Genomic DNA, 20,245 nt, shown 5'->3' on the forward strand with positions numbered 1-20,245 from the left:
GAGGCATCCAAAAAAGGAAAAGCGCTCGTAACGATAATGTCTCTAATAGTTTACTTTTTAAATACAACTGTTTCTTCGACAGTAATTCTTTCAGCCAATGATTGAATCACTGGACAGTTTGGGGAGACAAGCTTCAAACACCGTGTCGCCCGTGCTTGAAAGTCTTCTGGAACAGACACATAAAAGAGAATCGTCACCTGTTTTAATGGTTGTGCGCGTCTCTCTACTTCTCTTGAATACGTGACTTCTATTTTTTCAAACTCAAAGGGAATGTGCGAATTTTCCAAAACGGATTGATACACGTATCCCCCACAAGCGCCAATTGCCGAAACGAGCATTTGAACTGGCGAATATCCCTCTTCTTTTGCTAACACCCAGTGCGCTGTTTTCGTTTGTAATTCAAATTTTTCCACACCACGAATAATCGTCAAACGTTCTACCATTGCCATCTTCACTCCTTTTTACTCTTTCTTAAAAGATACTACAAAACAGCGCTAAAACAAACATTTCTAACTTTTCAACTTAGCAAGTCCTAAAAAAAAATGAAATTCTCACTTGACAAATAACGCAACACCTGATAATATACTTCCGTTCAAATCGTAACCATTACGATTTAGATTTTATAAATCCAAAAAGAAAGGAAGTGCCTTATGGCTAAAAAATCAAAAATTGCTAAAGCAAAAAAACAACAAGCAATGATTGCAAAATATGCGCCTATTCGCCAAGCCTTAAAAGAAGCTGGCGATTATGAAGGTCTTAGCAAATTGCCAAAAGATGCTCATCCAAGTCGCTTAAAACTCCGCGATCAAACAGATGGGCGCCCACGTGGCTACATGCGTAAATTTGGCATGTCTCGGATTCGTTTCCGTGAATTGGCTCACCAAGGCTTGATTCCTGGCGTCAAAAAAGCAAGCTGGTAACTCATTATTTCGATAAAGACAACTAGCGAGGACAGTCGCATTTGGGCTGACCTCGCAGCCCCCTTTATCTTTTATACGCAATTAAAAAAATCAAATTGGAGGACGGTACTATGCGCCAAACCATTACGTTAGCTTGCGCTGAAACTGGCGAGCGCCTTTACTTAACAAGTAAAAACAAACGAAATACACCAGAAAAATTACAGCTGAAAAAATATTCACCAAAATTACGGCGCCGCGCACTTTTCACTGAAGTCAAATAACAGGAGGAAAACTTGATGGGCATTCCAATCACCATTGTTTCTGGCTTTTTAGGCGCAGGAAAAACAACCTTAATTAACCATGCGCTTGCGCAGTCACCGTTTCCTAAAGAAGAAATTATTATTATTGAAAATGAATTTGGTCAAACAGGCGTTGACCACGCATTACTTTTACAAACCACGGAACGAATTATTCAATTAAATAACGGTTGCATGTGTTGCAGCTTACGAGGAGATCTTCTTGCCTCTTTATCAGCAATCTTAGAAGTGTACCAAGAAGAACAACAAACCGTTGCCCAAGTCATTTTAGAAACAACGGGCATTGCTGATCCGCAACCAATCATTCAAACAATTTTAACGACCCCGCACATCAAAAATCATTTCTATATAGACAGTCTCTTAACGGTCGTTGATGGGCATCATTGGCAACAGCAACTTCAAGAAACCGAAGCCATCAAACAACTGGCCTTAGCAGATCGCCTCTTTTTTTCTGTCAAGGAACCAGCAGACAGCACTCAGCTACCAACGTTCCAAGAAACCCTTCGTACCATTAATCCTTTTGCTGATATTTTATCCTTTCAAGCCAACGAGCCTCTTTTGGCTAGTGACTTTTTTCAATTAAATAAGTTTACGGCAACACTTACAGAACACGAAATGACTCATTCCCCGCATGAGCACGCCCACGAGCATCATCACCATACCTTTCACTCCCTTACGTTAACGGCGTCCTCAGCCCTCAACGAACCTCTTTTCACTCGTTGGCTTGATTGGTTAATGTATACACATCAGGAAAAGTTATACCGTTTCAAAGGGATTCTCGCCTTACAGGAGCATGACTTGGCCATTGCCATGCAAGGCGTCAACCAGCAAGTGGCCTTTCAAATGACGAATCAACCCCCTCAAGAAACGACAATTGTTCTGATTGGCAAAGAATTAGAGACAAAAAAAATTCAAGAAACCTTTCAAACCCTCAACAAAATAGCTACTCCGTAAATTATTTTTTACGAAATGGAGGTCCTATATAATGGAAAAAACTGACTTATCTAGCGCTTATCGTCGACTGAAAAGTCCCAACATCAAAACACGAAAACGCGCACTTAAAATCATTAAAGAACATAAGCGCAATAAACAAAAGAAAATTGCGTAATTCACTAAAGGAGCACACCTATGAAAAAATTTACTCTTCCCCTGTTAGCCGCCTTATCGCTAATTCTTTTCGGCGCTTGCGGCAGAACAAACACTTCTGATAAAACAGCTGACGGTAAAGAAAAACTATCCATTGTCACGACTTTTTATCCTATGTACGATTTCACTAAAAATATTGTAGGCGATGAAGGAGACGTCAAATTGTTAATCCCTGCTGGTTCTGAACCCCACGATTATGAACCATCCGCCAAAGATATGGCTACCATCCATGATGCGGATGTTTTCGTTTACCACAATGAAAATATGGAATCTTGGGTACCAAAAGCTGCTAAAGGCTGGAAAAAAGGAGCCCCGAACGTCATTAAAGGTACCGAAAACATGGTCTTACTTCCTGGCAGTGACGAAGACGGACACGACCATGACCACGAACATGGCGAAGAAGGACACCACCATGAATTAGACCCGCATACTTGGGTTTCGCCCCATCGTGCCATCCAAGAAGTCACAAACATCAAAGAACAATTAGTCAAACTTTACCCTAAAAAAGCCAAAACATTTGAAACAAACGCAGAAAAATACTTAACAAAATTAACGGCCTTAGACAAAGAGTTCCAAACAGCTTTGAAAGACGCTAAGCAAAAAAGTTTTGTTACCCAACATGCTGCATTTGGTTATCTTGCCTTAGATTACGGCTTAAAACAAGTGCCAATAGCTGGTTTAACACCTGAACAAGAGCCAACCGCAGGGCGCTTGGCAGAGTTGAAAAAATATGTCACAGACAATCAAATTCGCTATATTTATTTTGAAAAAAATGCCAACGATAAAATTGCTAAAACGTTAGCTGACGAAGCAAATGTTCAATTGGAAGTCCTAAACCCGCTAGAAAGTTTGACACAAAAACAAATGGACAATGGCGAAGATTATCTTTCTGTAATGAAAGAAAACTTAACTGCTTTGAAAAAAACAACAGATACAGCCGGGAAAGAGGTTCAGCCAGAAACCTCTGAAAAAACAGAAAAAACCGTGGCTAACGGCTATTTCAAAGACAGTGAGGTGGCTGAGAGAACACTGACAGATTACGCTGGAAATTGGCAATCCGTCTATCCTTTATTAAAAGATGGCACATTAGACCAAGTCTTCGATTACAAAGCGAAACTGAAAAAAGATAAAACACCAGCCGAATACAAAACCTACTATGATGCCGGCTATCAAACCGATGTCGACCACATCAACATCACTGATTCCACCATTGAATTTCTGGTCAATGGCAAACCACAAAAATTCACCTATAAAGCAGCCGGTTATAAAATTTTAAACTATGCAAAAGGCAACCGTGGCGTCCGTTTCCTTTTTGAAACAGACGATGCCAATGCTGGACGGTTTAAATACGTCCAATTTAGCGACCACAACATCGCACCAACGAAAGCCGCTCATTTCCACATCTTCTTCGGCGGCGATAGCCAAGAAAGTCTGTTCAATGAAATGGACAACTGGCCAACGTATTATCCAAGCGACTTAAGCAAACAAGAAATTGCCCAAGAAATGATTGCGCATTAAGCATTCAAAAGAGAGGAGATAGCATTAGCTAAAATGCTGCCTCCTCTCTTTTTTTATTTAGTCAAGCACACCATGTTCTGCTTCAAACGTCGCTAACAACTGGCGCACTTCATCCGTTGATTTTGTATTCATTAATTGTGCTCTTAAATCGCTGGCACCTGGAAAGCCTTTGACATAAATTTTAAAGAAGCGATGCAGCCCAACGATGGAACGAGGCACCAATTCTGCATATTTGTCTTGCAAATCCAATTGTAAACGTAGCAAGCCCAGCAATTCTTGTGGCGTATGCGTTTTGGGTTCTTTTTCAAAGGCATAAGGATTTTTAAAAATCCCCCGGCCAATCATGATGCCATCTACACCATATTGTTCTGCTAATTCTAGGCCCTTTTGACGATCGGGAATATCCCCATTAATCGTAATTGTCGTTTGCGGTGCGACACGGTCCCGAATAGCCATAATTTGCGGAATGACCTCCCAATGAGCATCCACTTTGCTCATCTCTTTTCGTGTTCGCAAATGAATGGATAGATTCGCAATGTCTTGCTCTAATAAATGCGTGATCCATGCCTCCATTTCCGCCATTTCAGTAAACCCAATGCGTGTTTTGACACTAACAGGTAAGCCACCTGCTTTGGCGGCGTCAATCAATTCAGCCGCGACTTCTGGGCGCAAAATTAACCCGCTGCCTTTTCCACGCTCAGCCACGTTGGGCACAGGACAGCCCATATTTATGTCTAATCCTTGAAAGCCCATCTCCGCTACGCCGATACTCATTTCACGGAAAAATTCCGGTTTATCCCCCCAAATATGTGCCACCATCGGCTGTTCATCTTCTGTAAAAACGAGGCGCCCGCGTACACTATCTTTTCCTTCAGGATGACAATAACTATCCGAATTAGTAAATTCTGTAAAAAACACATCTGGTGCCCCAGCTTCTTTCACGACATGACGAAAGACCACATCAGTGACGTCTTCCATTGGTGCTAAAACAAAAAAGGGCTTTGGCAATGTTGCCCAAAAATTCTTGCTCATCTTCATATACTCCGTTTCTGATTTTTTCTTTATTTTCAACGACAATTGTCGACATATTCTGGTGCGAAACATTGCTATTATACAGGGAAATGCACGAAGAATCAAAAAAGGCATACTTAGAAACAAGAAAACTGTCTGAATCTGCTCGCTAGAATGAGTGATTCAGACAGTTTAATCTTTTTACGGCTTAACTACGTAAGCCACGCCCTGTTTCTACAAGGTACCAACAAATGCCATATAAAACGACAATAAATAAGATTAAAATGGTCATAGAAATACCAATTGGCACATCTTGAACCCCTAGGAAACCGTAGCGGAACCCAGAAATCATGTAAACAATCGGATTAACTTTTGAGACAGCTTGCCAAAATGGCGGCAACATGGAAATGGCATAGAAAACCCCACCCAAATAGGTTAAAGGCTGTAACACAAAGGTCGGCACAATCGATACATCATCATAGGATTGCGCAAAAATACCATTTAACAAACCAGCTAAAGAAAAGAGAATCGCTGTCATCAATAAAGTCATGATGACCATCAGCCAAGAAACAACGTGCAATGGGACGAAAAATAGAGAAATGATGGTGACTAACGCACCGACCAAAATACTACGACCAACGCCACCAATCACAAATCCCCAAATAATCACATGAGTTGGAACTGGCGCCACGAGAATTTCTTCGATATTTTTCTGGAATTTTTGTGAGAAAAAGGAAGATGAAACATTGGCGTACGAGCTTGTAATGGCTGACATCATAATTAAACCTGGCACGATAAATTCCATATAAGAAAAACCGCCCATGTCGCCAATTCGCCCGCCAATCATTTTCCCAAAAATCACAAAATATAAGGACGTCGTAATCACTGGCGGTACCAGTGTTTGTACCCAAATCCGTAAATAACGGTTGGTTTCCTTCACAGCTAAACTTTTTAAAGCAGTAAAATACAGACTAAACATGTTGATCCTCCCTTTGGTACGTATCCTCGGTAATCTTCAAGAAGAGCTCTTCCAAACGGTTGGACTTATTCCGCATTGACAATACTTTGATTCCTTGTTGACTTAGCTGTTCAAACAAGTGATTGACTCCTTGGTTTCGTTCCACTTCCACCGCTAACGTTAACTCGTCCTCAAATACGCTTTGATAGCCTTCAATAACTGGCGCCTGCGTATAAGGTGCTAAATCAAAAATAAACGTTTCAAATTGTAATTTTGCTAACAAGTGCTTCATGCTGGTGTTTTCAATCAATTCACCAGACTGAATAATCCCAATGTTGCGACACAACATCTCAGCTTCTTCTAAGTAATGGGTCGTCAAAATAATCGTGGTTCCCTGCGCATTTAACTCTTGTAAAAAGGCCCACATTTCACGGCGCAATTCAATATCGACACCTGCAGTTGGTTCATCTAAAATCAATAACTTCGGCTCATGCATCAGCGCGCGAGCAATCATCAAGCGACGTTTCATTCCGCCAGAAAGCATTCGCGCCCGTTCGTTCCGTTTTTCCCATAAATTGGATTGTTTTAAATACTTTTCACTCCGTTTCATGGCTTCTTTACGAGACACCCCATAATAGCCCGCTTGATTGACCACAATCTGCTGGACCGTTTCAAACGGATTGAAGTTAAACTCCTGCGGCACTAACCCAATCTGTTGCTTCGCCCGCACCATTTCCGTATCTAAATCATACCCAAAAATTTTGACTTTCCCCGAAGTCTTATTAACTAACGAGGTCACAATCCCAATCGTCGTTGATTTTCCTGCGCCATTCGGTCCCAAAAGAGCATAAAAATCGCCTTCTTCGACTGTTAAATCAATCCCCCGCAACGCTTCAACACCTGAAGCGTACACTTTGCGTAAATCTTGTATCACAAGAGCATCAGTCATTCGTAACTCTCCTTAATGTATAAATATTCATGAATATTATTGTAACACTTAATTGCTATTTGAAAAAGGTAGGTTAATTGGTTTGAAAGAAAAAGAGGCTCTGTACTTTCTGAGGTCGGGACAGAAGTGTTTAACTTTCATAAGGACAAATAAAACGTTAAACAATAAAAGGACTCGTCCATACCCAAAAAGACCTTCATTATCGAAGGTCTTTTTTCACGTTTTTGTTGTAAAGCGTGTCTTTTTTCAGATATAAGAAAGATCGAAAATTACAAACGATAATTCAAAATTTCAAGCATTATGTGGATGACTATTAAGGCTGCGCTAATTCAGAACGTACAGTTTTTTAACACATTATTTATCTTCAAAATGATTCAGTAGCATGGTTAATCTATTCAAAAGATCATCATACGTAAGAATATCAGCTATGTGCTTATATTGTCTTTTAATTACTTCATAGTCACTCTGTTGTTCTTCGTTCAATTCATTAGATCTTCCTAAAATAATAACTCCCTGAGGATTTCTAATTCTTATAGGCATATCAATATGGTTCTTTTCGAGAAGCGCATTACAGATTTTTGTTTCCGACTTTAAACCAGTCCGATTAAGATGATAAATATATTTTTCTATTTGCATTATTGCTATGGTTAAATCCCTTGATGGAACATAGTTATTTCTCGTCGATTTCTTATTGCTCTTTGCTAAAACTGAGACATTATAAGATTTCTTAATCTCAACCACATCGATATTTCCTTGAGTATCAATAAAGATAAAATCAGGTCTCTTTTCTCCCTCCTCAGTGCTAATTGTTTCTTCACTCAAAAATGAAAGATACTTTGGAAAGATTAAAGGTAAAATCTTAGCGATTTCTCTCTGCCAATCTTTCTCAAGATAATCCCTCTCTTCTAGAATCATATTTTGTAGTTTTTGATGAATAAATTTATACTTCTGATATTCGTTTTCGTATATGTTTTTAATGATTTCTTTATTTTCTATTTCATTATCTAGAGCTAAACTGCTGTGTTTTTTATTCATATATTGTTCGTAGTCATAAGTGTAGTCTTTTTTCAGCCCAATATAATTGCCAATTACTTGTGTAATTCTCATATAATTATACTTTGCCACTTCAGTTGAATTCGGAAATGATTTAATTAATTTATAGAAATCCGTAGCTGGTATCGTAAACTCAGACTGTTGATTGTCACATACTGACATTTCTCCTATAAAAATATCCTTCTCTGAAATATTATCAAGTTTCCGTAATACGTTGATATCTGAATAAGCAAGAAAAGTTTTGTTAGTTATTTTCAAGTCTTGATGCAAATAGATGTTGTTGTCAAATTCTAAAATATTATTATCTAGTAAATAATACTCATTATCTAGAGTTCCAATTGTAAACTCTACATCTTCAATTTTCGATTGGTCAATTAAATCTAAAATATCAATATTAGCAAACTCGTCTTTATAATAATACGCAGATTTGCTTGGTCTTAGGTCGTCCTTTGTGACCTTGAATACTCTCCTGATTGTTGCAAATTTGTCGGTTTTTATACGTGAAGATATAGGAACTAACCCAGTCCAAGCAGGTGAATATTTACAAACTAATTCATTTTTGGTTTTGATAAATTCTAAAGTTGACATTTGATAACACTCCCTTTAATTAAACATGCCGTTTGAAAAACTTGGCCTAGTTAATGATGTTGCAAATTGTAAATTTGCATTTAAGTACTATTTTATCATAAATTTTTATGAATATAATGGAGTGGTCAAATTATAGATACTAATTGGAGCGGCAATTATGGATTGCTATTTTAGCCAGAATAGACAAAAGCACACACTTTACTAACTTACCACAAAGAACAGTACTAAAAACTAGAAGCTCGCCCCGCATATAAGCCTGTAGTCCTCAAGACTGCAGGCTTTTTTATGTCCTCTTTTAGTCATTCTCTCTATTTCGCTGTACCATATATATGTAACACAAAATAATATATGTGGAGTTTTCCAATATAGAAAAACGGCAGAAAAAGAAGGAAAAGGAATTAGAGAAATTAGACAAGGTAAAAATTGGTTATGCTTGTATTTCATCTCAGAACGATCAGCAAAAATTAGGTTTGGAGGTTCAGGCAGAAGCATTCAATAATTGTGATATCATCTTTTGAGAAAAACAAAGTGGAGACAATGACAAGTGTTTAACTCCGGGAACCAAGTAGGTACTGTTCAACACTCCCAAAGGCTAAACTGCGACGAATGGTCACATGAGAAAGCCAACAAGAAGGAATTTCCGAAAATTGTCATAAAACACAACGAGGAACGAGTTGATGTTGCATGATACCTACCTGGTGTTCTTTAATTTTTGGAGACCAAGTCCTTCACCAAGTAGATTCGTTGCTTTCATCTGCTCCTTTTTCGCAGTGAAACATCGCAACTCTTAGAGCTGTAGCTCTTTTGAAGGCTGGACTGTGACGAGACGTATGTCGAGAAAACACCTTGGAAGTTGTTGAGATCGAAGCAACGTGTAGTGTTGGTTCTGTTCCCGCCGTTTATCAGGTTTTGAGCCTCGGACCTTTCGAAACCATCGAATCACTTGGACAAACCGCCTATTAAAAAGTTCAAGTTTAGCTGAAAAACGACAAGGAAAACAGCTAAAAAAATATTGGAAGTTATTACAAAAAAATCAAGAAAAGTTGGATAGTTTAAACCGCCGTTGGCGCCCTTTGTTTAAAACGTATTTAACCGAAACAGAGCTTGTGGACAGACAGCTTTCTTATAGTGTTGAGTTAGCACAAGGCTACACGTTGTACCAAGACTTCTTGTATGCCGTTCATAAACGCAACCAAACGTATTTTGATGCCTTGCTTACGCAAAATATTTCTCCCTTGCCAGCTACCTATCAAACCACTTTTTAAAAAATACCAAAAATAAATTCACCATGCCTTGAATTATTCTTATTCCAATGGACAATTGGAGTGTCTAAATAATCATATCAAAGTGTTAAAGCGGAATGCCTATGGTTTTCGTAACTTTTATAATTTCAAATTGCGGATTCTCGTCCAACAAGGACAAGCCCTACAGACCAAATAAAAAAAGTCCAGAGGATTTTCTCCTCTGGACTCGACATAATTCTACAATTTCTCTTTACCAACATTATTTGACAAAGAGCCAAAAAAGACGCTTCGCAAAATGAATTGCGAAACGTCTGAAAGTACTGATATGAAGCTGTTTTTAACGTTTTGAGAATTGTGATGCTTTACGGGCTTTTTTAAGACCTGGTTTACCCTCATTTGGCAACAGTACACCCAAATACGCATTATTTCTGTATTTTTTTGTTAAAAAAATCTATTGAGCGATACTTTCCATAATAGAAACAAAGTATCCATTACTAACTCATTACCAGAAGCTTGTGGTAATGTCCTGAAATTAATCGTCTATCTTTTCCTATTGTTTTTACCCAAAAAGCTCATCAATTTGACGATTGATGAGCTTTTTGGGTAATAATTTTGAGTAATCTTTAAAATTTTTTCTTAAAATAACTCTTTATTCTCAATCAAAAATTTCATTATAGGTCTGCTCATTTTTTCTGCAAGTAATACAGGAACAGCATTTCCTATTTGCTTGTATTGCTCATTAAGAAGGTTATTTTTAGAAACATTGAGATTGTTTCCGTTAGAAAAAGTAAACCAATCAGGAAAAGTTTGAATTCTTGCGCATTCTCTAACAGATAAACGTCTATTAAAATCTCCTCTAAAAGCCCATAAATCTCTTCCAATGTGTTCCATAGGCTCTCCAGCAGGATGCTGAGGGGCTTGTCTTCCAGAAGCTTGAATGGTAAACGATTGATCATTCCAAGTTTTCTTTCTATTCCTTGACATGTACATTGAGCTATAACTGCTTTCAAATACATCAGTAGCTTCCAATGGAAGATCTCCAATAGCATCATGTAATGTTTTAAAAGGAGTCTCAATAGTTCCATGTGTGGGAAGTGGTAAGATATATTCAAACCCAAATCTTTCAACGATATCATTTCTTACCCCAATAATAAATACACGTTCACGATTTTGTGGAACCCCATAATCTCTTGCATTTACTAGATGTGCTGAAACTTGATATCCTGCAGCAGCAAAGTCTTCAGTCATCTGTTTTAGCACTTGACCTTTAGCCATTGTCATTAAACCTTTTACATTTTCAGCAATAAAGAAAGTTGGTTGTGACTTCATTAACGCTCTAATATAGTGAATATAAAGAAAATTTCTTGGGTCATCTAATAATCTTGGTCCAGCAGCACTAAAACCCGGGCACGGAAACCCACCTAACATTAAATCACTCTTTGGGAAGTTAATTACTTTTCTGATATCTCTAGAATCTTTGACTAAATCACTACTAAAATTTTGAACATAAGTTTGATTTGCGGATTTGAATAGATCATTTGAATACACAATATTAACTTTTGAAAGTGAATTCTCAAATTCTTGCTTATCGTGAAGAATTCTATAAGCTTCTTGCTCACCTAAAGTAGCAGCCATGCTTGCAAGTTCAACTCCTAAATCAAGTCCACCTGCACCACTAAAAAGAGAAACAACATTAATTTGGTTAGACTTATAATGTATATTACTCAACAACTGTTTTTCAAACTCTATTAAATCTATAGTTGAATTTTTCTCTACTATTTGGTTTTCTTCTTCAATTTTATTTTTCAACACTGAAGATACTTCTTCAGGTGGATAGCTCAATGATGAGCGAAATATTTTTTTTTGTAAAGACACTAGTATTCCTCCTTTGTCCATAAGGGTATTCTATCATATAAATTTCAATTTGGCCAGCATGTTATTTTGTGAGAGAATGAGGTTGAATAACTTTTTTAAGGAGTTGTATAAATGGAAGCAAAGAGTAATGTTTTAATAGCTTTATATAATATTTTATCAAGAAATTCATCTATTTTAACACCAATTTTCAGATCAAATGGTTCTGCAAATGCTGCGGGAGATAGTTTAGAGTTTTTTGTTAAAGACATGTTTTGTACAGGAGCTTCACAGTATCAATATGAACATGAGAAACAAAAAATTTATGACCAATACCTCTCTTGGTCAGGTGATAGTTCTCATTTCCCAGATTTCATTGTTAATGGTGGAGTAGGAGTAGAGCCAAAAAAAATGAATAATCAATCTAAAGCAAGTATTGCTCTGAATAGCTCTTATCCTAAAGATTATATTTATCCAGATAGTCAGAATATTCCTAATAAAAACCTTATAATTGAAGATCTTGAATGGGAAAAGAAAGAAGTTGTTTATGTTGCTGGAAACTTGAATAATAAAACAAACAAATTGATTTCTCTTTGGATGGTTTATGGAAACACATTTATTGCTGATAGAAAAGTCTATCTAAATCTTGTAGATGAAATAAGGGAAGCTGTAGCAGAGACAAAAGCAACTTTGCAAGAATCGAAAGAACTTGCGAGAGCTATCGGAATCGATCCTCTAAAACATTCAAATTTAAGAGTTAGAGGTATGTATGAGCTACACCATCCTGCTCTTGTTTTTGATCAATATATAGATGATTTTGAATGTGACAATGATAGCACAAAGATTTATTTAGTAATTTTAAAAAGTGATTTAGAACAACTAGAAATGAGTAATAAGAATCCTGACTTTACGCCTTTTTATACAGATGGGAAATTAGTCAAAAAAGAAATCACCTTGCCAGATCCAAATGATCCTATTAAAAGTTTAGATGCTATTATTTTTTGTGGATATACAGATTGAAAATCTAGATAGCATACAAACTGAAATTTCCAAAAAAAGTAACTTTAGAATTAGTATACGTTCTAAAATATTCTGTTTTATAGTGTGAACTTTTAATGATTATAACCAATTATATTTTCATAAAGTTCACACTATTAGTTTTCAACTCTGTTTAATTAAACTATTATTGAGCCCCCCACCTTCAGTTATGACTTATTTATTTTGTCTATCTCTCTTTATTATAATAAGCAAAAAATAGCTTATCTCTTTTTTTAGATTAATATGCACAATTACATTTTAAACTTTTTGTCTATTCTTTAGAATTATTATGTAATTTTCAAGTTTGCTAACTGTCTGAGCGTAATTTCCAAAAAAATCCTATGTACATGAGAATACGCATAGTATTTTTTTATAATCTTCTTTTTATTTAATGGGTAGTCTTCTTCTGAAAAAAAATCTTTTATAATCTCCAAAATTTCTATCCATGAGCTTAGCTGCTCAGTTAAATCTTCCAGATAACGTATATCTTCTTGGCTAATAGCTTTGACCAGTTGCTTATTAGACGTAACTATACCTATTTTTCCCACAAATATACCAACTTTCATTTAATGATGCTTTTAGGAGCACCACTTTTAGACTTATTATACTATATGATGCTTTTAAGAACAACAGAGATATAGAAATGGGGTCTATTTCATTATGGAAAGAAAAGTCGAAATTCATCTAAAACAACTCGTTAAAGAACGTGGCATATCTTTAAGAGAACTCGCTCGCCTATCTGATATCGAACCATCAATTATAAATAAATTAGCAAATAACAAAAGAGAAAAAATTTATCTTCCGCATATTGAAAGAATTGCAGAAGCTTTAGACATAGACGACATCAATCAAATTATGCAAATACACATGGTAAAATAATAGCCACCTTTTTAATTTTCTTATTGATTATAAATATACATTTAGCTTATCTGTTAGCCTTTTAACAGAACAAAATTATCCATAATTATTATTATTTCCCACATCATTCGTTGCCTGTAAAGTTTCCTTTTTTGAAATACCTCTATCGAATGGTAGCTTTTGTTCTTCAACTGCTTGTTCTAAAAATAATTGGATAGCACTTTCAACATTTACATCAAATTTTTGAAAAACACTTTCTGCTTCCTTTATCAATTCTCCATCTACTAAAATTTTAATAGTTGTCTTTTGTTTAGACATATCAATCATCTTTTCTTGTTTTTTTATTATTGTAACATGCAATCAAAAATCTCTATGCCAAAAATTCGGCATAGAGATTTTTCAATATTTTTTCAACAATATACTTCTAGAATTTTTGATGTATCTATGTTGTTCATTCTGGTATGCTAAAGTATGCAATTAGGTATGCTCTGATATGCAACTGTAGTATGCTACAGTAAGCGAAGCGATAAAATTTGACGGTCTTGGAACCGTTGATACAATCAACTCCACACAACTTGTGGGGACAGTTTCCCTTATGCTCTTTTCTTCAAACATACCTTAGCATACCTATTTTTAGATTCCACCACAAAAAAGCAGTTCTATAGCTAAATTATTTAGTTTTTTGCATACTAGCAATGAATCAAAGTAGACATACTTCGCTTTAAATACACTTAGGTATTATTTTGCATTATTAAATTGTTTCAGCTTCAGTAAGATCCAATAATTCACTAGAATATTGAGTGAGCCTTTTCCCAATAATTTCCAAATTATCTATCACATTTTCCAAGCCATTCATCCTCAATCCCTGTAAAATTAATGGTAATTCTTTTACACTCTTTTCTTTCGGCAATTCTAAGTTTACACATTTCAGATAATTCAAAACAAGAGAAATACTTGTATTTAAATCTTCTAATTTATACGAAATTTCTTTTACTTCTGTGTTCATTTTTTTATCCTCATTCCTATTCTTTTTGCTATTATTTGGCTAGAGAGTTTCCGTAATTCCCTCTCATACCGCTTCCATCCGTTTAAGTTTTTTTGGAATTTAACTTCATCAAAAGAATCAAAAACAGAAAAAATTGGCAACAAAGGATAGCTCCTATTTATTTCCTGCTTTAATGCAGCTTAAACAGGATAGTGACCAGTTAAGATGGCATCTGTTTGGATGATAGCAAGAAGAGCTGTAACAAATCCCCTCCCTTGATAAAAAGATAAACAGACAGATCCTCTTTCAGTTTTCTTAAAGTCTTCATGATTGACTGGAATCTTAAAATAGTAGCTTCCTTTTTCTTGACCAACTCCAGTTAAATAGACACCTCGCACAATTCTAAATTTAGAGTGTACTCGAATCTCTTTTTTCACCTACATCTCTCATTTCACTTAAAAATGGTGACCCATTGAAATTATTCAGACTTTAAAACATTACTCATAAGATAAAAACGATTTTAAGGTATATTACAGACGTTTCAAACTAAAATCAGTATAATTTATCAACTCAGAGATAAACGCCCCTTAAAATCATTTTTAAGAAACAATTCATTTTACTTTCATTTTTTGAGAGAGAAAAAAATCTGAAAATAATTGTCCATTATAATGTATACGCTCTTTCCCATAAATAAAATTGTGGCGTGCTTCTTTAGAATCAAATTTGCAATCATACAAGAAATCCTGGTATTCCCAATCTTCATAAATAATATCAACACCATAAAAATCATCATTTAGTAAACAGTTTTCCCAAAACGTACGCATAACCACTCTGAAATAACTTTTCAAATTGTTGATTTTCTGGTCTTTCGCATTTTTTAGTTTATTTTGTAAAATAAACTCGTTCACTTTTTCTTCCAAAGGTATTGAGAAGACATCCCCATCTAGTTTAAAAGTACATAGTCCTTTTTCTTTAGTAGATATACCTAATTTTCGATTTTCGTTTTCTCTGTAATTCTCAACTTGGTATTTTGTTTGGAATATGATGTCAATTAATTCTTTAGTAAATCTCACATCTCCAAAAAGATTTAGCTTCTCAATTGTCTTCTTTGTAATAAATCCTCTGTTAAAATTGTTAACGAACAAATTAGAATAGTCTATATCAATCTCTTTAGAAGTATCATTAGGGTCCATTTCGTGGACTTCCGCTTATATCAAGGCTTCCAGCATTTATGATTGATTCCTTTGACTTTAGTAAATAAAACCTGTTTGGCTTGTTAATACCTTGTCTCACTTCTTCAATTAAATTGTATTTACTCATTTCACTTTTGATCTTTATTACTTTTGTCTTACTGCGTTTTAATCGACAGCATTTCATCTACTGTAAAATAAAAATAAACAGAATCACTTTTATCTACCCATCTATTTTTCAAACTTAATTCAAAACGGTCTTGAAATATCTCATAAGTTAATTTTGCATCGTTGGACATTTCTTTATACAACGGGTTAGTAATTAACAGTTTAGGAATACGATAAAAGGTTTCCGTACCCCAAAAATCGGTTAATTTAAACCGTCTATCATTTTCATTCAATTTCATATATCCGAATCCCTCCATACGTTATACTGAAAGAGAAGTAGAGCTACATTACTCTACTTCTCCCAAAAGGGTTTAGTGGATTCTGCCAAGAATGTTTCACTAAACCCTTTATTGTCTTCAGCGTGGTTTTCATTCATTTTTTCTTTCTTTTCAATCTTAATTAGTGCTTCTTGAATACCTTTACTAGTACACTCACATTGTAAATCATCAAACAGAAGATAATGTTCAATTCCTTATAAAATCCACTCTATTTTTTCATTCTTAAACATTAGACACTAACCTTCCAATCTCAAAATTAAATAAGTAAAAATTTCGTATTCAACTCTCATGTTCATCAAACCATTTTGTAATTGACTTCTTGCTATATAAAACAACTCCATCAATCATTACCGAGGGCATTCTCTGTCTTACCCACTTACGAATAGTTGTATCTGAAACACCAATCCATGAAGCTAACTTATTCACTCTCAAATAAGGTTTTTGCAGTGGATTTTCTAACGCTTTTTTTAGCACATTCGTAACAATTTCATCATAATGAAGTCTTAATTGTCGTTCCAAATCTTCTGGCAAATATACTGCTAATCTTGTTGTTTCTTCCAAAATGAACCACCCTTTCCTATTCACAATTGATTTCTCGACTACCCAAGCTCCTCAAAGCAAAGGAGAGAAATTAAATGTCTATATTCGTTTATGAAACAAAAAAAGAGGCAAAATTATACAAAGATAGATTAAGCTATCAGCTTGCTACAGGACAGTTTATAGAGCGATCGTTCAAAATATTTGAAGAGGTTTATCAAAAATGGTTACCTGCATATGAAAAAACAGTAGAACGTACGACTTTTTCGCGTACAACTGATTTGTTTCGTTTGCATATTCTTAAAGCATTTGGAAAGAAAAAAATTGTTGATATTACACCTTTAGAATGTCAAGACTGCTTAAATGATTGGAGTAGTCGATACAAAAATAACAAGCAACTTAAATCTTATACCTCACAAATTTTTGAGTTTGCAATAAACATGAATATGATTCATGATAATCCAATGAGTAGATTAATTATGCCAAAAACTTGTATCAATCGAACCTACAATTTTTGGACAGTTAAAGAATTGGAACAGTTTTTAGCAATCGTTCAGCAATCCGAGCCATTTTATCATTATGTAATGTTTCGCCTACTGGCGTATAGTGGTATGCGTAAAGGTGAGCTTTATGCGTTAACATGGAACGATATCGATTTTAACGAAAATATTATTTCAATCACGAAAATCCTAGCTCATCTTAACAATCACCCCATTAAAAAAGCAACAAAAAAGCAGTTTTCTATCCGTAAAATTACAATGGATTTAGAAACAATGATTGTTCTTAAAGATTGGAAACATCAGCAGCTTAAGCAACTCTCACAATTAGAATGTGTTCCACTTGATACAGAGAATTATTATTGCTTTACCTATGTTAATCAGAAAAATCAAGTTATGCCGTTACATGCCGACTATATCAATAACATTTTGAAAAAAATTATCCAAAACTATAGATTGAGGAAGATTTCCCCACATGGCTTTCGTCATACTCACGCTACACTGCTGAATGAAATAGGAAGTGACTCTGTCAATATGGCGAATCGATTAGGGTATGCTTCTGCGAAAGAAACACTTGATACTTATAGTCACGCGACGCCCAAATCTGAACGAAATACTATTACTAAGTTCGCTAAGTATTTAAACCAACAAAATGCATAAGCTTGAACTCATTACCAAAAAAAAGCACCTCTCGAATAACCTCGAGAAGTGCTTGAAATGTTGATTTAATAACAATATTAACGTTTTGAGAACTGTGAAGCTTTACGGGCTTTTTTAAGACCTGGTTTTTTACGTTCAACCATACGTGCGTCACGAGTAAGTAACCCAGCGCGTTTTAAAGCAGAACGGAAGTCAGGATCTACTTGTAACAATGCACGAGCGATTCCGTGACGGATAGCTCCTGATTGTCCAGCATAGCCACCACCGTTTACGTTTACGATTACATCGTAAGCGCCTTTTGTTTCAGTTACGCCAAATGGTTGGTTGATAACTTCACGCAAGTCAGCATGTGGAATATATTCTTCTACGTCTTTTTTGTTTACAGTAATTTTACCAGTACCTGGTACTAAGCGTACGCGGGCAACTGCATTTTTACGACGGCCTGTGCCGCTATATTGTACTTGTGCCAATGAATTTCCCTCCTTAAATTAAGTTCGTGATATCTAATACTTCTGGTTGTTGTGCAGCATGTGGATGCTCAGCTCCACCGTATACGTTCAATTTAGTAAATTGTTTACGTCCTAAAGTGTTTTTAGGTAGCATACCTTTTACAGAAGTTTCGATAAGACGGCGAGAGTTTTTGTCGCGTAATTCACCAGCAGTCACTGATTTTAATCCTCCAGGATACATTGAGTGACGGTAGTAAATTTTGTCTGTAGCTTTTTTACCTGTTAATTTTACTTTATCAGCGTTAATTACGATTACGAAATCTCCAGTATCCACATGTGGTGTGAATGTTGGTTTATTTTTACCACGTAGTACAGAAGCAACAACTGCTGATAGACGTCCTAAAGGAACATCTGTTGCATCTACTACGTACCATTTACGTTCTACTTCGCCAGCTTTGGCCATATATGTTGTACGCACGTTTCTTTCCTCCAATTTTGTTTTCGATGTTTGACATACACTTGAGTTTCCGGGGCTCATTGTGGGGCAAACAATACCATTTAATATTTTACCTTCAATCACTGATAAAGTCAATGTTTTTCTGCGCTTTCAGAAAATAGATTTTCACTTATTTTTTTGTGCCTTTTAAACAGAAAAAAACCGCCAACGTCAACGTCAGCGGCTTTGGGAGTTGTTTTAAATTATGCGTCAATACCAGGCGCTTTGCCAAGTTTGGCTTGTAACATCCAAATATTTTTTTCGATGTCTGTTTTGTTTGCGATGAAAATGTCTTGTGTGCAGTCGTCGCCTTCTTCACCAGAAACTTCGATTCCTTTTGCGTAAAGGTCTGCTAAGTAACGGTAGCCTGCTACTAATTTTTCCATACGTTCTGGAATGGTGCGGTCCCAGTTACCAATTTCATCTTCAATTTTTGTATTTTCTGCGAATTCACGCAATGTTGAGAATGGAGAGCCGTCCAATGTGATTAAACGTTCTGAAACAACATCTAATTGCTCATTGATTTGATCCATGTATTCATCCATTTGTGGGTGAAGTGTTAAAAATTCAGGTCCACGCATATACCAATGTGTTTGATGAATTACCACGGAAAATTGGCTTAAATCTGCAACGAGTTGGTTCAAAATTTCTTTTGTTTTTTCAAATTTCATTCTTTGTCATCCTCCTAAATATTATTTCTACACTCTTAGTGTAATATGAATTGTGAAAAAAGTACACTGAAAACCTTTCTTTTTTAAAATTATTATCAAATTATAATAATTACAATTAAGAATCTAATTAATTTCCTGAAATCGCTGTTTTTTCATCCGCAGTGACGACTTTTTGTTCCGCTTGAGTGAGGATCGTGTCGAGTGCCTCTGTCAACTGGTCAGTATCTTCTTTTCCTGTGACGAAAGCTAAAAAAAACTGATTCAGTCTCAGCTGCTCCGCTGCCGGTAAATACCATTGTCCTTCTACTTGCTTAACCGTTAATGGCAGTTCAACTGGCTCATGGCTGACATTGATTTGTTGGATTTCTTTTTTTAAAACGGCTAACGTGTGCTGCATGTCTAGCGCTTGTGTCGCCTGTTGCGTTTGCTGAAGAAGAGCAGTGGTTGTATCTTCAATCGCCGTCACAAAATCTAAGCCCTTAATCTGAAAAGTGATTGTCGCTTGCCCATTCAATTCTTTCGTGGCTACTAGTTGATATGACGCTTTTTTCTTCACTTGAGCCAGTAATTCTGCGCTAAGCTTCTGGGCTTCAGTCTCGGTGACTTCAGCGTTCATTTCTTTTAAGCTATTGAAAAATTGCTTCTGGAACTGTTGACGGCTCGTCTGCAAATGCTCCGTCAAGACTTTCGGTTCACGAAAAGTTTGAGAGAATGTCGCTGTCTTTTCTTGATAAATAAAGTAATCTACCAACTGTTGCGCTGCTTTTTCGCCGGAACGAGACGGTGCACTGCAGCTTGCTAACGCCCCAATGAATAACAGAAATAGTGGTAGTAGCTGCTTCTTCATTCCTCATCCTCATTTCCTCAAGTCTTTGTCTCTCTTC

At 35.9% G+C, this 20,245-nt stretch carries 25 protein-coding genes and 1 pseudogene; 9 read left to right on the plus strand and 17 right to left on the minus strand.

Annotation, left to right across the window (positions count from 1 at the left end; translation table 11 throughout):
• Window positions 1-50 precede the first annotated feature (50 nt).
• Window positions 51-449, minus strand: coding sequence for an OsmC family protein (locus tag IGL37_RS12720; protein WP_002401676.1), 399 nt, complete (start codon window positions 447-449; stop codon window positions 51-53).
• Window positions 450-650: 201 nt separating this feature from the next.
• On the opposite strand from IGL37_RS12720, the gene rpsN reads away from it, so the two are divergent.
• The 5 genes from rpsN (at window position 651) to IGL37_RS12745 (ending at window position 3,880) form a co-directional block, all read left to right on the plus strand.
• Complete coding sequence (gene rpsN / locus IGL37_RS12725; protein ID WP_002354822.1) at window positions 651-920, plus strand: 30S ribosomal protein S14; 270 nt, start codon at window positions 651-653, stop codon at window positions 918-920.
• Window positions 921-1,030: 110 nt separating this feature from the next.
• Entirely contained in the window at window positions 1,031-1,180 is a 150-nt protein-coding gene (gene rpmG, locus IGL37_RS12730) for a 50S ribosomal protein L33 (RefSeq protein ID WP_002354818.1), read from the plus strand.
• 15 nt (window positions 1,181-1,195) lie between these two features.
• Complete coding sequence (locus tag IGL37_RS12735; protein WP_010822218.1) at window positions 1,196-2,170, plus strand: CobW family GTP-binding protein; 975 nt, start codon at window positions 1,196-1,198, stop codon at window positions 2,168-2,170.
• 31 nt (window positions 2,171-2,201) lie between these two features.
• A complete protein-coding gene (locus IGL37_RS12740) occupies window positions 2,202-2,324 on the plus strand; it encodes a putative metal homeostasis protein (RefSeq protein WP_002383181.1) in 123 nt (40 codons plus the stop codon).
• 20 nt (window positions 2,325-2,344) lie between these two features.
• A complete protein-coding gene (locus IGL37_RS12745) occupies window positions 2,345-3,880 on the plus strand; it encodes a zinc ABC transporter substrate-binding protein AdcA (RefSeq protein WP_033918115.1) in 1,536 nt (511 codons plus the stop codon).
• Window positions 3,881-3,937: 57 nt separating this feature from the next.
• Here the strand turns inward: IGL37_RS12745 and IGL37_RS12750 are convergent, their stop codons facing one another.
• The 4 genes from IGL37_RS12750 to IGL37_RS12765 form a co-directional block, all read right to left on the minus strand.
• On the minus strand, window positions 3,938-4,912 hold the full coding sequence (locus IGL37_RS12750; protein WP_002413934.1) for a tRNA dihydrouridine synthase: 975 nt from the start codon (window positions 4,910-4,912) through the stop codon (window positions 3,938-3,940).
• Window positions 4,913-5,099: 187 nt separating this feature from the next.
• Window positions 5,100-5,870 (minus strand): ABC transporter permease, encoded by a 771-nt coding sequence (locus IGL37_RS12755; RefSeq protein ID WP_002354811.1) that lies wholly within the window; start codon window positions 5,868-5,870, stop codon window positions 5,100-5,102.
• Entirely contained in the window at window positions 5,863-6,798 is a 936-nt protein-coding gene (locus tag IGL37_RS12760) for an ABC transporter ATP-binding protein (RefSeq protein WP_002354809.1), read from the minus strand. The genes IGL37_RS12755 and IGL37_RS12760 overlap by 8 nt, the downstream gene beginning before the upstream one ends.
• A 354-nt stretch (window positions 6,799-7,152) precedes the next feature.
• Window positions 7,153-8,439, minus strand: coding sequence for a Shedu immune nuclease family protein (locus IGL37_RS12765; protein WP_033918116.1), 1,287 nt, complete (start codon window positions 8,437-8,439; stop codon window positions 7,153-7,155).
• A gap of 917 nt (window positions 8,440-9,356) precedes the next feature.
• Here IGL37_RS12765 and IGL37_RS12770 point away from each other — a divergent pair.
• Window positions 9,357-9,879, plus strand: a pseudogene (locus IGL37_RS12770) (transposase); the annotation flags it as partial.
• 440 nt (window positions 9,880-10,319) lie between these two features.
• Here IGL37_RS12770 and IGL37_RS12775 read toward each other — a convergent pair.
• Window positions 10,320-11,558, minus strand: a complete 1,239-nt coding sequence (locus IGL37_RS12775; protein ID WP_229294033.1) for a DNA cytosine methyltransferase — start codon at window positions 11,556-11,558, stop codon at window positions 10,320-10,322.
• Window positions 11,559-11,669: 111 nt separating this feature from the next.
• Between IGL37_RS12775 and IGL37_RS12780 the strand changes: the two genes are divergently transcribed.
• Window positions 11,670-12,554, plus strand: coding sequence for an NgoPII family restriction endonuclease (locus tag IGL37_RS12780; RefSeq protein WP_033918118.1), 885 nt, complete (start codon window positions 11,670-11,672; stop codon window positions 12,552-12,554).
• Window positions 12,555-12,859: 305 nt separating this feature from the next.
• Here the strand turns inward: IGL37_RS12780 and IGL37_RS12785 are convergent, their stop codons facing one another.
• On the minus strand, window positions 12,860-13,138 hold the full coding sequence (locus IGL37_RS12785) for a hypothetical protein (RefSeq protein WP_052133309.1): 279 nt from the start codon (window positions 13,136-13,138) through the stop codon (window positions 12,860-12,862).
• A gap of 94 nt (window positions 13,139-13,232) precedes the next feature.
• On the opposite strand from IGL37_RS12785, the gene IGL37_RS12790 reads away from it, so the two are divergent.
• A complete protein-coding gene (locus IGL37_RS12790; protein WP_033918119.1) occupies window positions 13,233-13,451 on the plus strand; it encodes a helix-turn-helix domain-containing protein in 219 nt (72 codons plus the stop codon).
• A 75-nt stretch (window positions 13,452-13,526) separates the two neighbouring features.
• Here the strand turns inward: IGL37_RS12790 and IGL37_RS12795 are convergent, their stop codons facing one another.
• The 6 genes from IGL37_RS12795 to IGL37_RS12820 all read right to left on the minus strand — a co-directional run bounded on the left by IGL37_RS12795 (window position 13,527) and on the right by IGL37_RS12820 (window position 16,612).
• Window positions 13,527-13,790: a type II toxin-antitoxin system RelB/DinJ family antitoxin gene (locus IGL37_RS12795; protein ID WP_080296926.1), complete on the minus strand. Its 264-nt coding sequence runs from the start codon at window positions 13,788-13,790 to the stop codon at window positions 13,527-13,529.
• Between the two features lie 391 nt (window positions 13,791-14,181).
• A complete protein-coding gene (locus tag IGL37_RS12800) occupies window positions 14,182-14,436 on the minus strand; it encodes a hypothetical protein (protein ID WP_033918120.1) in 255 nt (84 codons plus the stop codon).
• Window positions 14,437-14,615: 179 nt separating this feature from the next.
• Window positions 14,616-14,852 (minus strand): hypothetical protein, encoded by a 237-nt coding sequence (locus IGL37_RS12805; RefSeq protein ID WP_052133310.1) that lies wholly within the window; start codon window positions 14,850-14,852, stop codon window positions 14,616-14,618.
• Between the two features lie 174 nt (window positions 14,853-15,026).
• The gene (locus IGL37_RS12810) at window positions 15,027-15,608 is read right to left on the minus strand and encodes a hypothetical protein (protein ID WP_033918121.1); all 582 of its coding nucleotides are present in this window, start codon (window positions 15,606-15,608) and stop codon (window positions 15,027-15,029) included.
• A 155-nt stretch (window positions 15,609-15,763) separates the two neighbouring features.
• Window positions 15,764-16,012, minus strand: coding sequence for a replication initiator protein A (locus IGL37_RS12815; RefSeq protein WP_033918122.1), 249 nt, complete (start codon window positions 16,010-16,012; stop codon window positions 15,764-15,766).
• Between the two features lie 318 nt (window positions 16,013-16,330).
• Window positions 16,331-16,612 carry a helix-turn-helix domain-containing protein gene (locus IGL37_RS12820; protein ID WP_033918123.1) on the minus strand — a complete coding sequence of 94 codons (282 nt, stop codon included), beginning with the start codon at window positions 16,610-16,612 and terminating at the stop codon, window positions 16,331-16,333.
• Window positions 16,613-16,686: 74 nt separating this feature from the next.
• On the opposite strand from IGL37_RS12820, the gene IGL37_RS12825 reads away from it, so the two are divergent.
• The gene (locus IGL37_RS12825; RefSeq protein ID WP_033918124.1) at window positions 16,687-17,745 is read left to right on the plus strand and encodes a tyrosine-type recombinase/integrase; all 1,059 of its coding nucleotides are present in this window, start codon (window positions 16,687-16,689) and stop codon (window positions 17,743-17,745) included.
• 77 nt (window positions 17,746-17,822) lie between these two features.
• Here IGL37_RS12825 and rpsI read toward each other — a convergent pair whose 3' ends face one another.
• From rpsI to IGL37_RS12845, 4 genes are all read right to left on the minus strand, one after another.
• Window positions 17,823-18,215 carry a 30S ribosomal protein S9 gene (gene rpsI / locus IGL37_RS12830; RefSeq protein WP_002354786.1) on the minus strand — a complete coding sequence of 131 codons (393 nt, stop codon included), beginning with the start codon at window positions 18,213-18,215 and terminating at the stop codon, window positions 17,823-17,825.
• Between the two features lie 13 nt (window positions 18,216-18,228).
• Complete coding sequence (gene rplM / locus IGL37_RS12835; protein ID WP_048670019.1) at window positions 18,229-18,657, minus strand: 50S ribosomal protein L13; 429 nt, start codon at window positions 18,655-18,657, stop codon at window positions 18,229-18,231.
• 236 nt (window positions 18,658-18,893) lie between these two features.
• The gene (locus tag IGL37_RS12840) at window positions 18,894-19,361 is read right to left on the minus strand and encodes a Dps family protein (RefSeq protein WP_002354782.1); all 468 of its coding nucleotides are present in this window, start codon (window positions 19,359-19,361) and stop codon (window positions 18,894-18,896) included.
• 127 nt (window positions 19,362-19,488) lie between these two features.
• The gene (locus IGL37_RS12845; RefSeq protein ID WP_033918125.1) at window positions 19,489-20,208 is read right to left on the minus strand and encodes a DUF5105 domain-containing protein; all 720 of its coding nucleotides are present in this window, start codon (window positions 20,206-20,208) and stop codon (window positions 19,489-19,491) included.
• Window positions 20,209-20,245: the final 37 nt, after the last annotated feature.

The sequence above is a fragment of the Enterococcus sp. AZ119 genome (genome assembly GCF_050546175.1).
Classification (GTDB): domain Bacteria; phylum Bacillota; class Bacilli; order Lactobacillales; family Enterococcaceae; genus Enterococcus; species Enterococcus faecalis.

What these genes read in the sequence shown, in the direction of transcription:
- IGL37_RS12735 (WP_010822218.1), top strand. Translation starts at nt 1,196, where the DNA reads ATGGGCATTCCAATCACCATTGTTTCTGGCTTTTTAGGCGCAGGAAAA.
- IGL37_RS12840 (WP_002354782.1), bottom strand. Translation starts at nt 19,361, where the DNA reads ATGAAATTTGAAAAAACAAAAGAAATTTTGAACCAACTCGTTGCAGAT.
- IGL37_RS12760 (WP_002354809.1), bottom strand. Translation starts at nt 6,798, where the DNA reads ATGACTGATGCTCTTGTGATACAAGATTTACGCAAAGTGTACGCTTCA.
- IGL37_RS12720 (WP_002401676.1), bottom strand. Translation starts at nt 449, where the DNA reads ATGGCAATGGTAGAACGTTTGACGATTATTCGTGGTGTGGAAAAATTT.
- IGL37_RS12785 (WP_052133309.1), bottom strand. Translation starts at nt 13,138, where the DNA reads ATGAAAGTTGGTATATTTGTGGGAAAAATAGGTATAGTTACGTCTAAT.
- IGL37_RS12825 (WP_033918124.1), top strand. Translation starts at nt 16,687, where the DNA reads ATGTCTATATTCGTTTATGAAACAAAAAAAGAGGCAAAATTATACAAA.
- IGL37_RS12780 (WP_033918118.1), top strand. Translation starts at nt 11,670, where the DNA reads ATGGAAGCAAAGAGTAATGTTTTAATAGCTTTATATAATATTTTATCA.
- rplM (WP_048670019.1), bottom strand. Translation starts at nt 18,657, where the DNA reads ATGGCCAAAGCTGGCGAAGTAGAACGTAAATGGTACGTAGTAGATGCA.
- IGL37_RS12740 (WP_002383181.1), top strand. Translation starts at nt 2,202, where the DNA reads ATGGAAAAAACTGACTTATCTAGCGCTTATCGTCGACTGAAAAGTCCC.
- IGL37_RS12745 (WP_033918115.1), top strand. Translation starts at nt 2,345, where the DNA reads ATGAAAAAATTTACTCTTCCCCTGTTAGCCGCCTTATCGCTAATTCTT.
- IGL37_RS12755 (WP_002354811.1), bottom strand. Translation starts at nt 5,870, where the DNA reads ATGTTTAGTCTGTATTTTACTGCTTTAAAAAGTTTAGCTGTGAAGGAA.
- IGL37_RS12790 (WP_033918119.1), top strand. Translation starts at nt 13,233, where the DNA reads ATGGAAAGAAAAGTCGAAATTCATCTAAAACAACTCGTTAAAGAACGT.
- IGL37_RS12810 (WP_033918121.1), bottom strand. Translation starts at nt 15,608, where the DNA reads ATGGACCCTAATGATACTTCTAAAGAGATTGATATAGACTATTCTAAT.
- rpsN (WP_002354822.1), top strand. Translation starts at nt 651, where the DNA reads ATGGCTAAAAAATCAAAAATTGCTAAAGCAAAAAAACAACAAGCAATG.
- IGL37_RS12750 (WP_002413934.1), bottom strand. Translation starts at nt 4,912, where the DNA reads ATGAGCAAGAATTTTTGGGCAACATTGCCAAAGCCCTTTTTTGTTTTA.
- IGL37_RS12765 (WP_033918116.1), bottom strand. Translation starts at nt 8,439, where the DNA reads ATGTCAACTTTAGAATTTATCAAAACCAAAAATGAATTAGTTTGTAAA.
- IGL37_RS12815 (WP_033918122.1), bottom strand. Translation starts at nt 16,012, where the DNA reads ATGAAATTGAATGAAAATGATAGACGGTTTAAATTAACCGATTTTTGG.
- rpmG (WP_002354818.1), top strand. Translation starts at nt 1,031, where the DNA reads ATGCGCCAAACCATTACGTTAGCTTGCGCTGAAACTGGCGAGCGCCTT.
- IGL37_RS12800 (WP_033918120.1), bottom strand. Translation starts at nt 14,436, where the DNA reads ATGAACACAGAAGTAAAAGAAATTTCGTATAAATTAGAAGATTTAAAT.
- IGL37_RS12845 (WP_033918125.1), bottom strand. Translation starts at nt 20,208, where the DNA reads ATGAAGAAGCAGCTACTACCACTATTTCTGTTATTCATTGGGGCGTTA.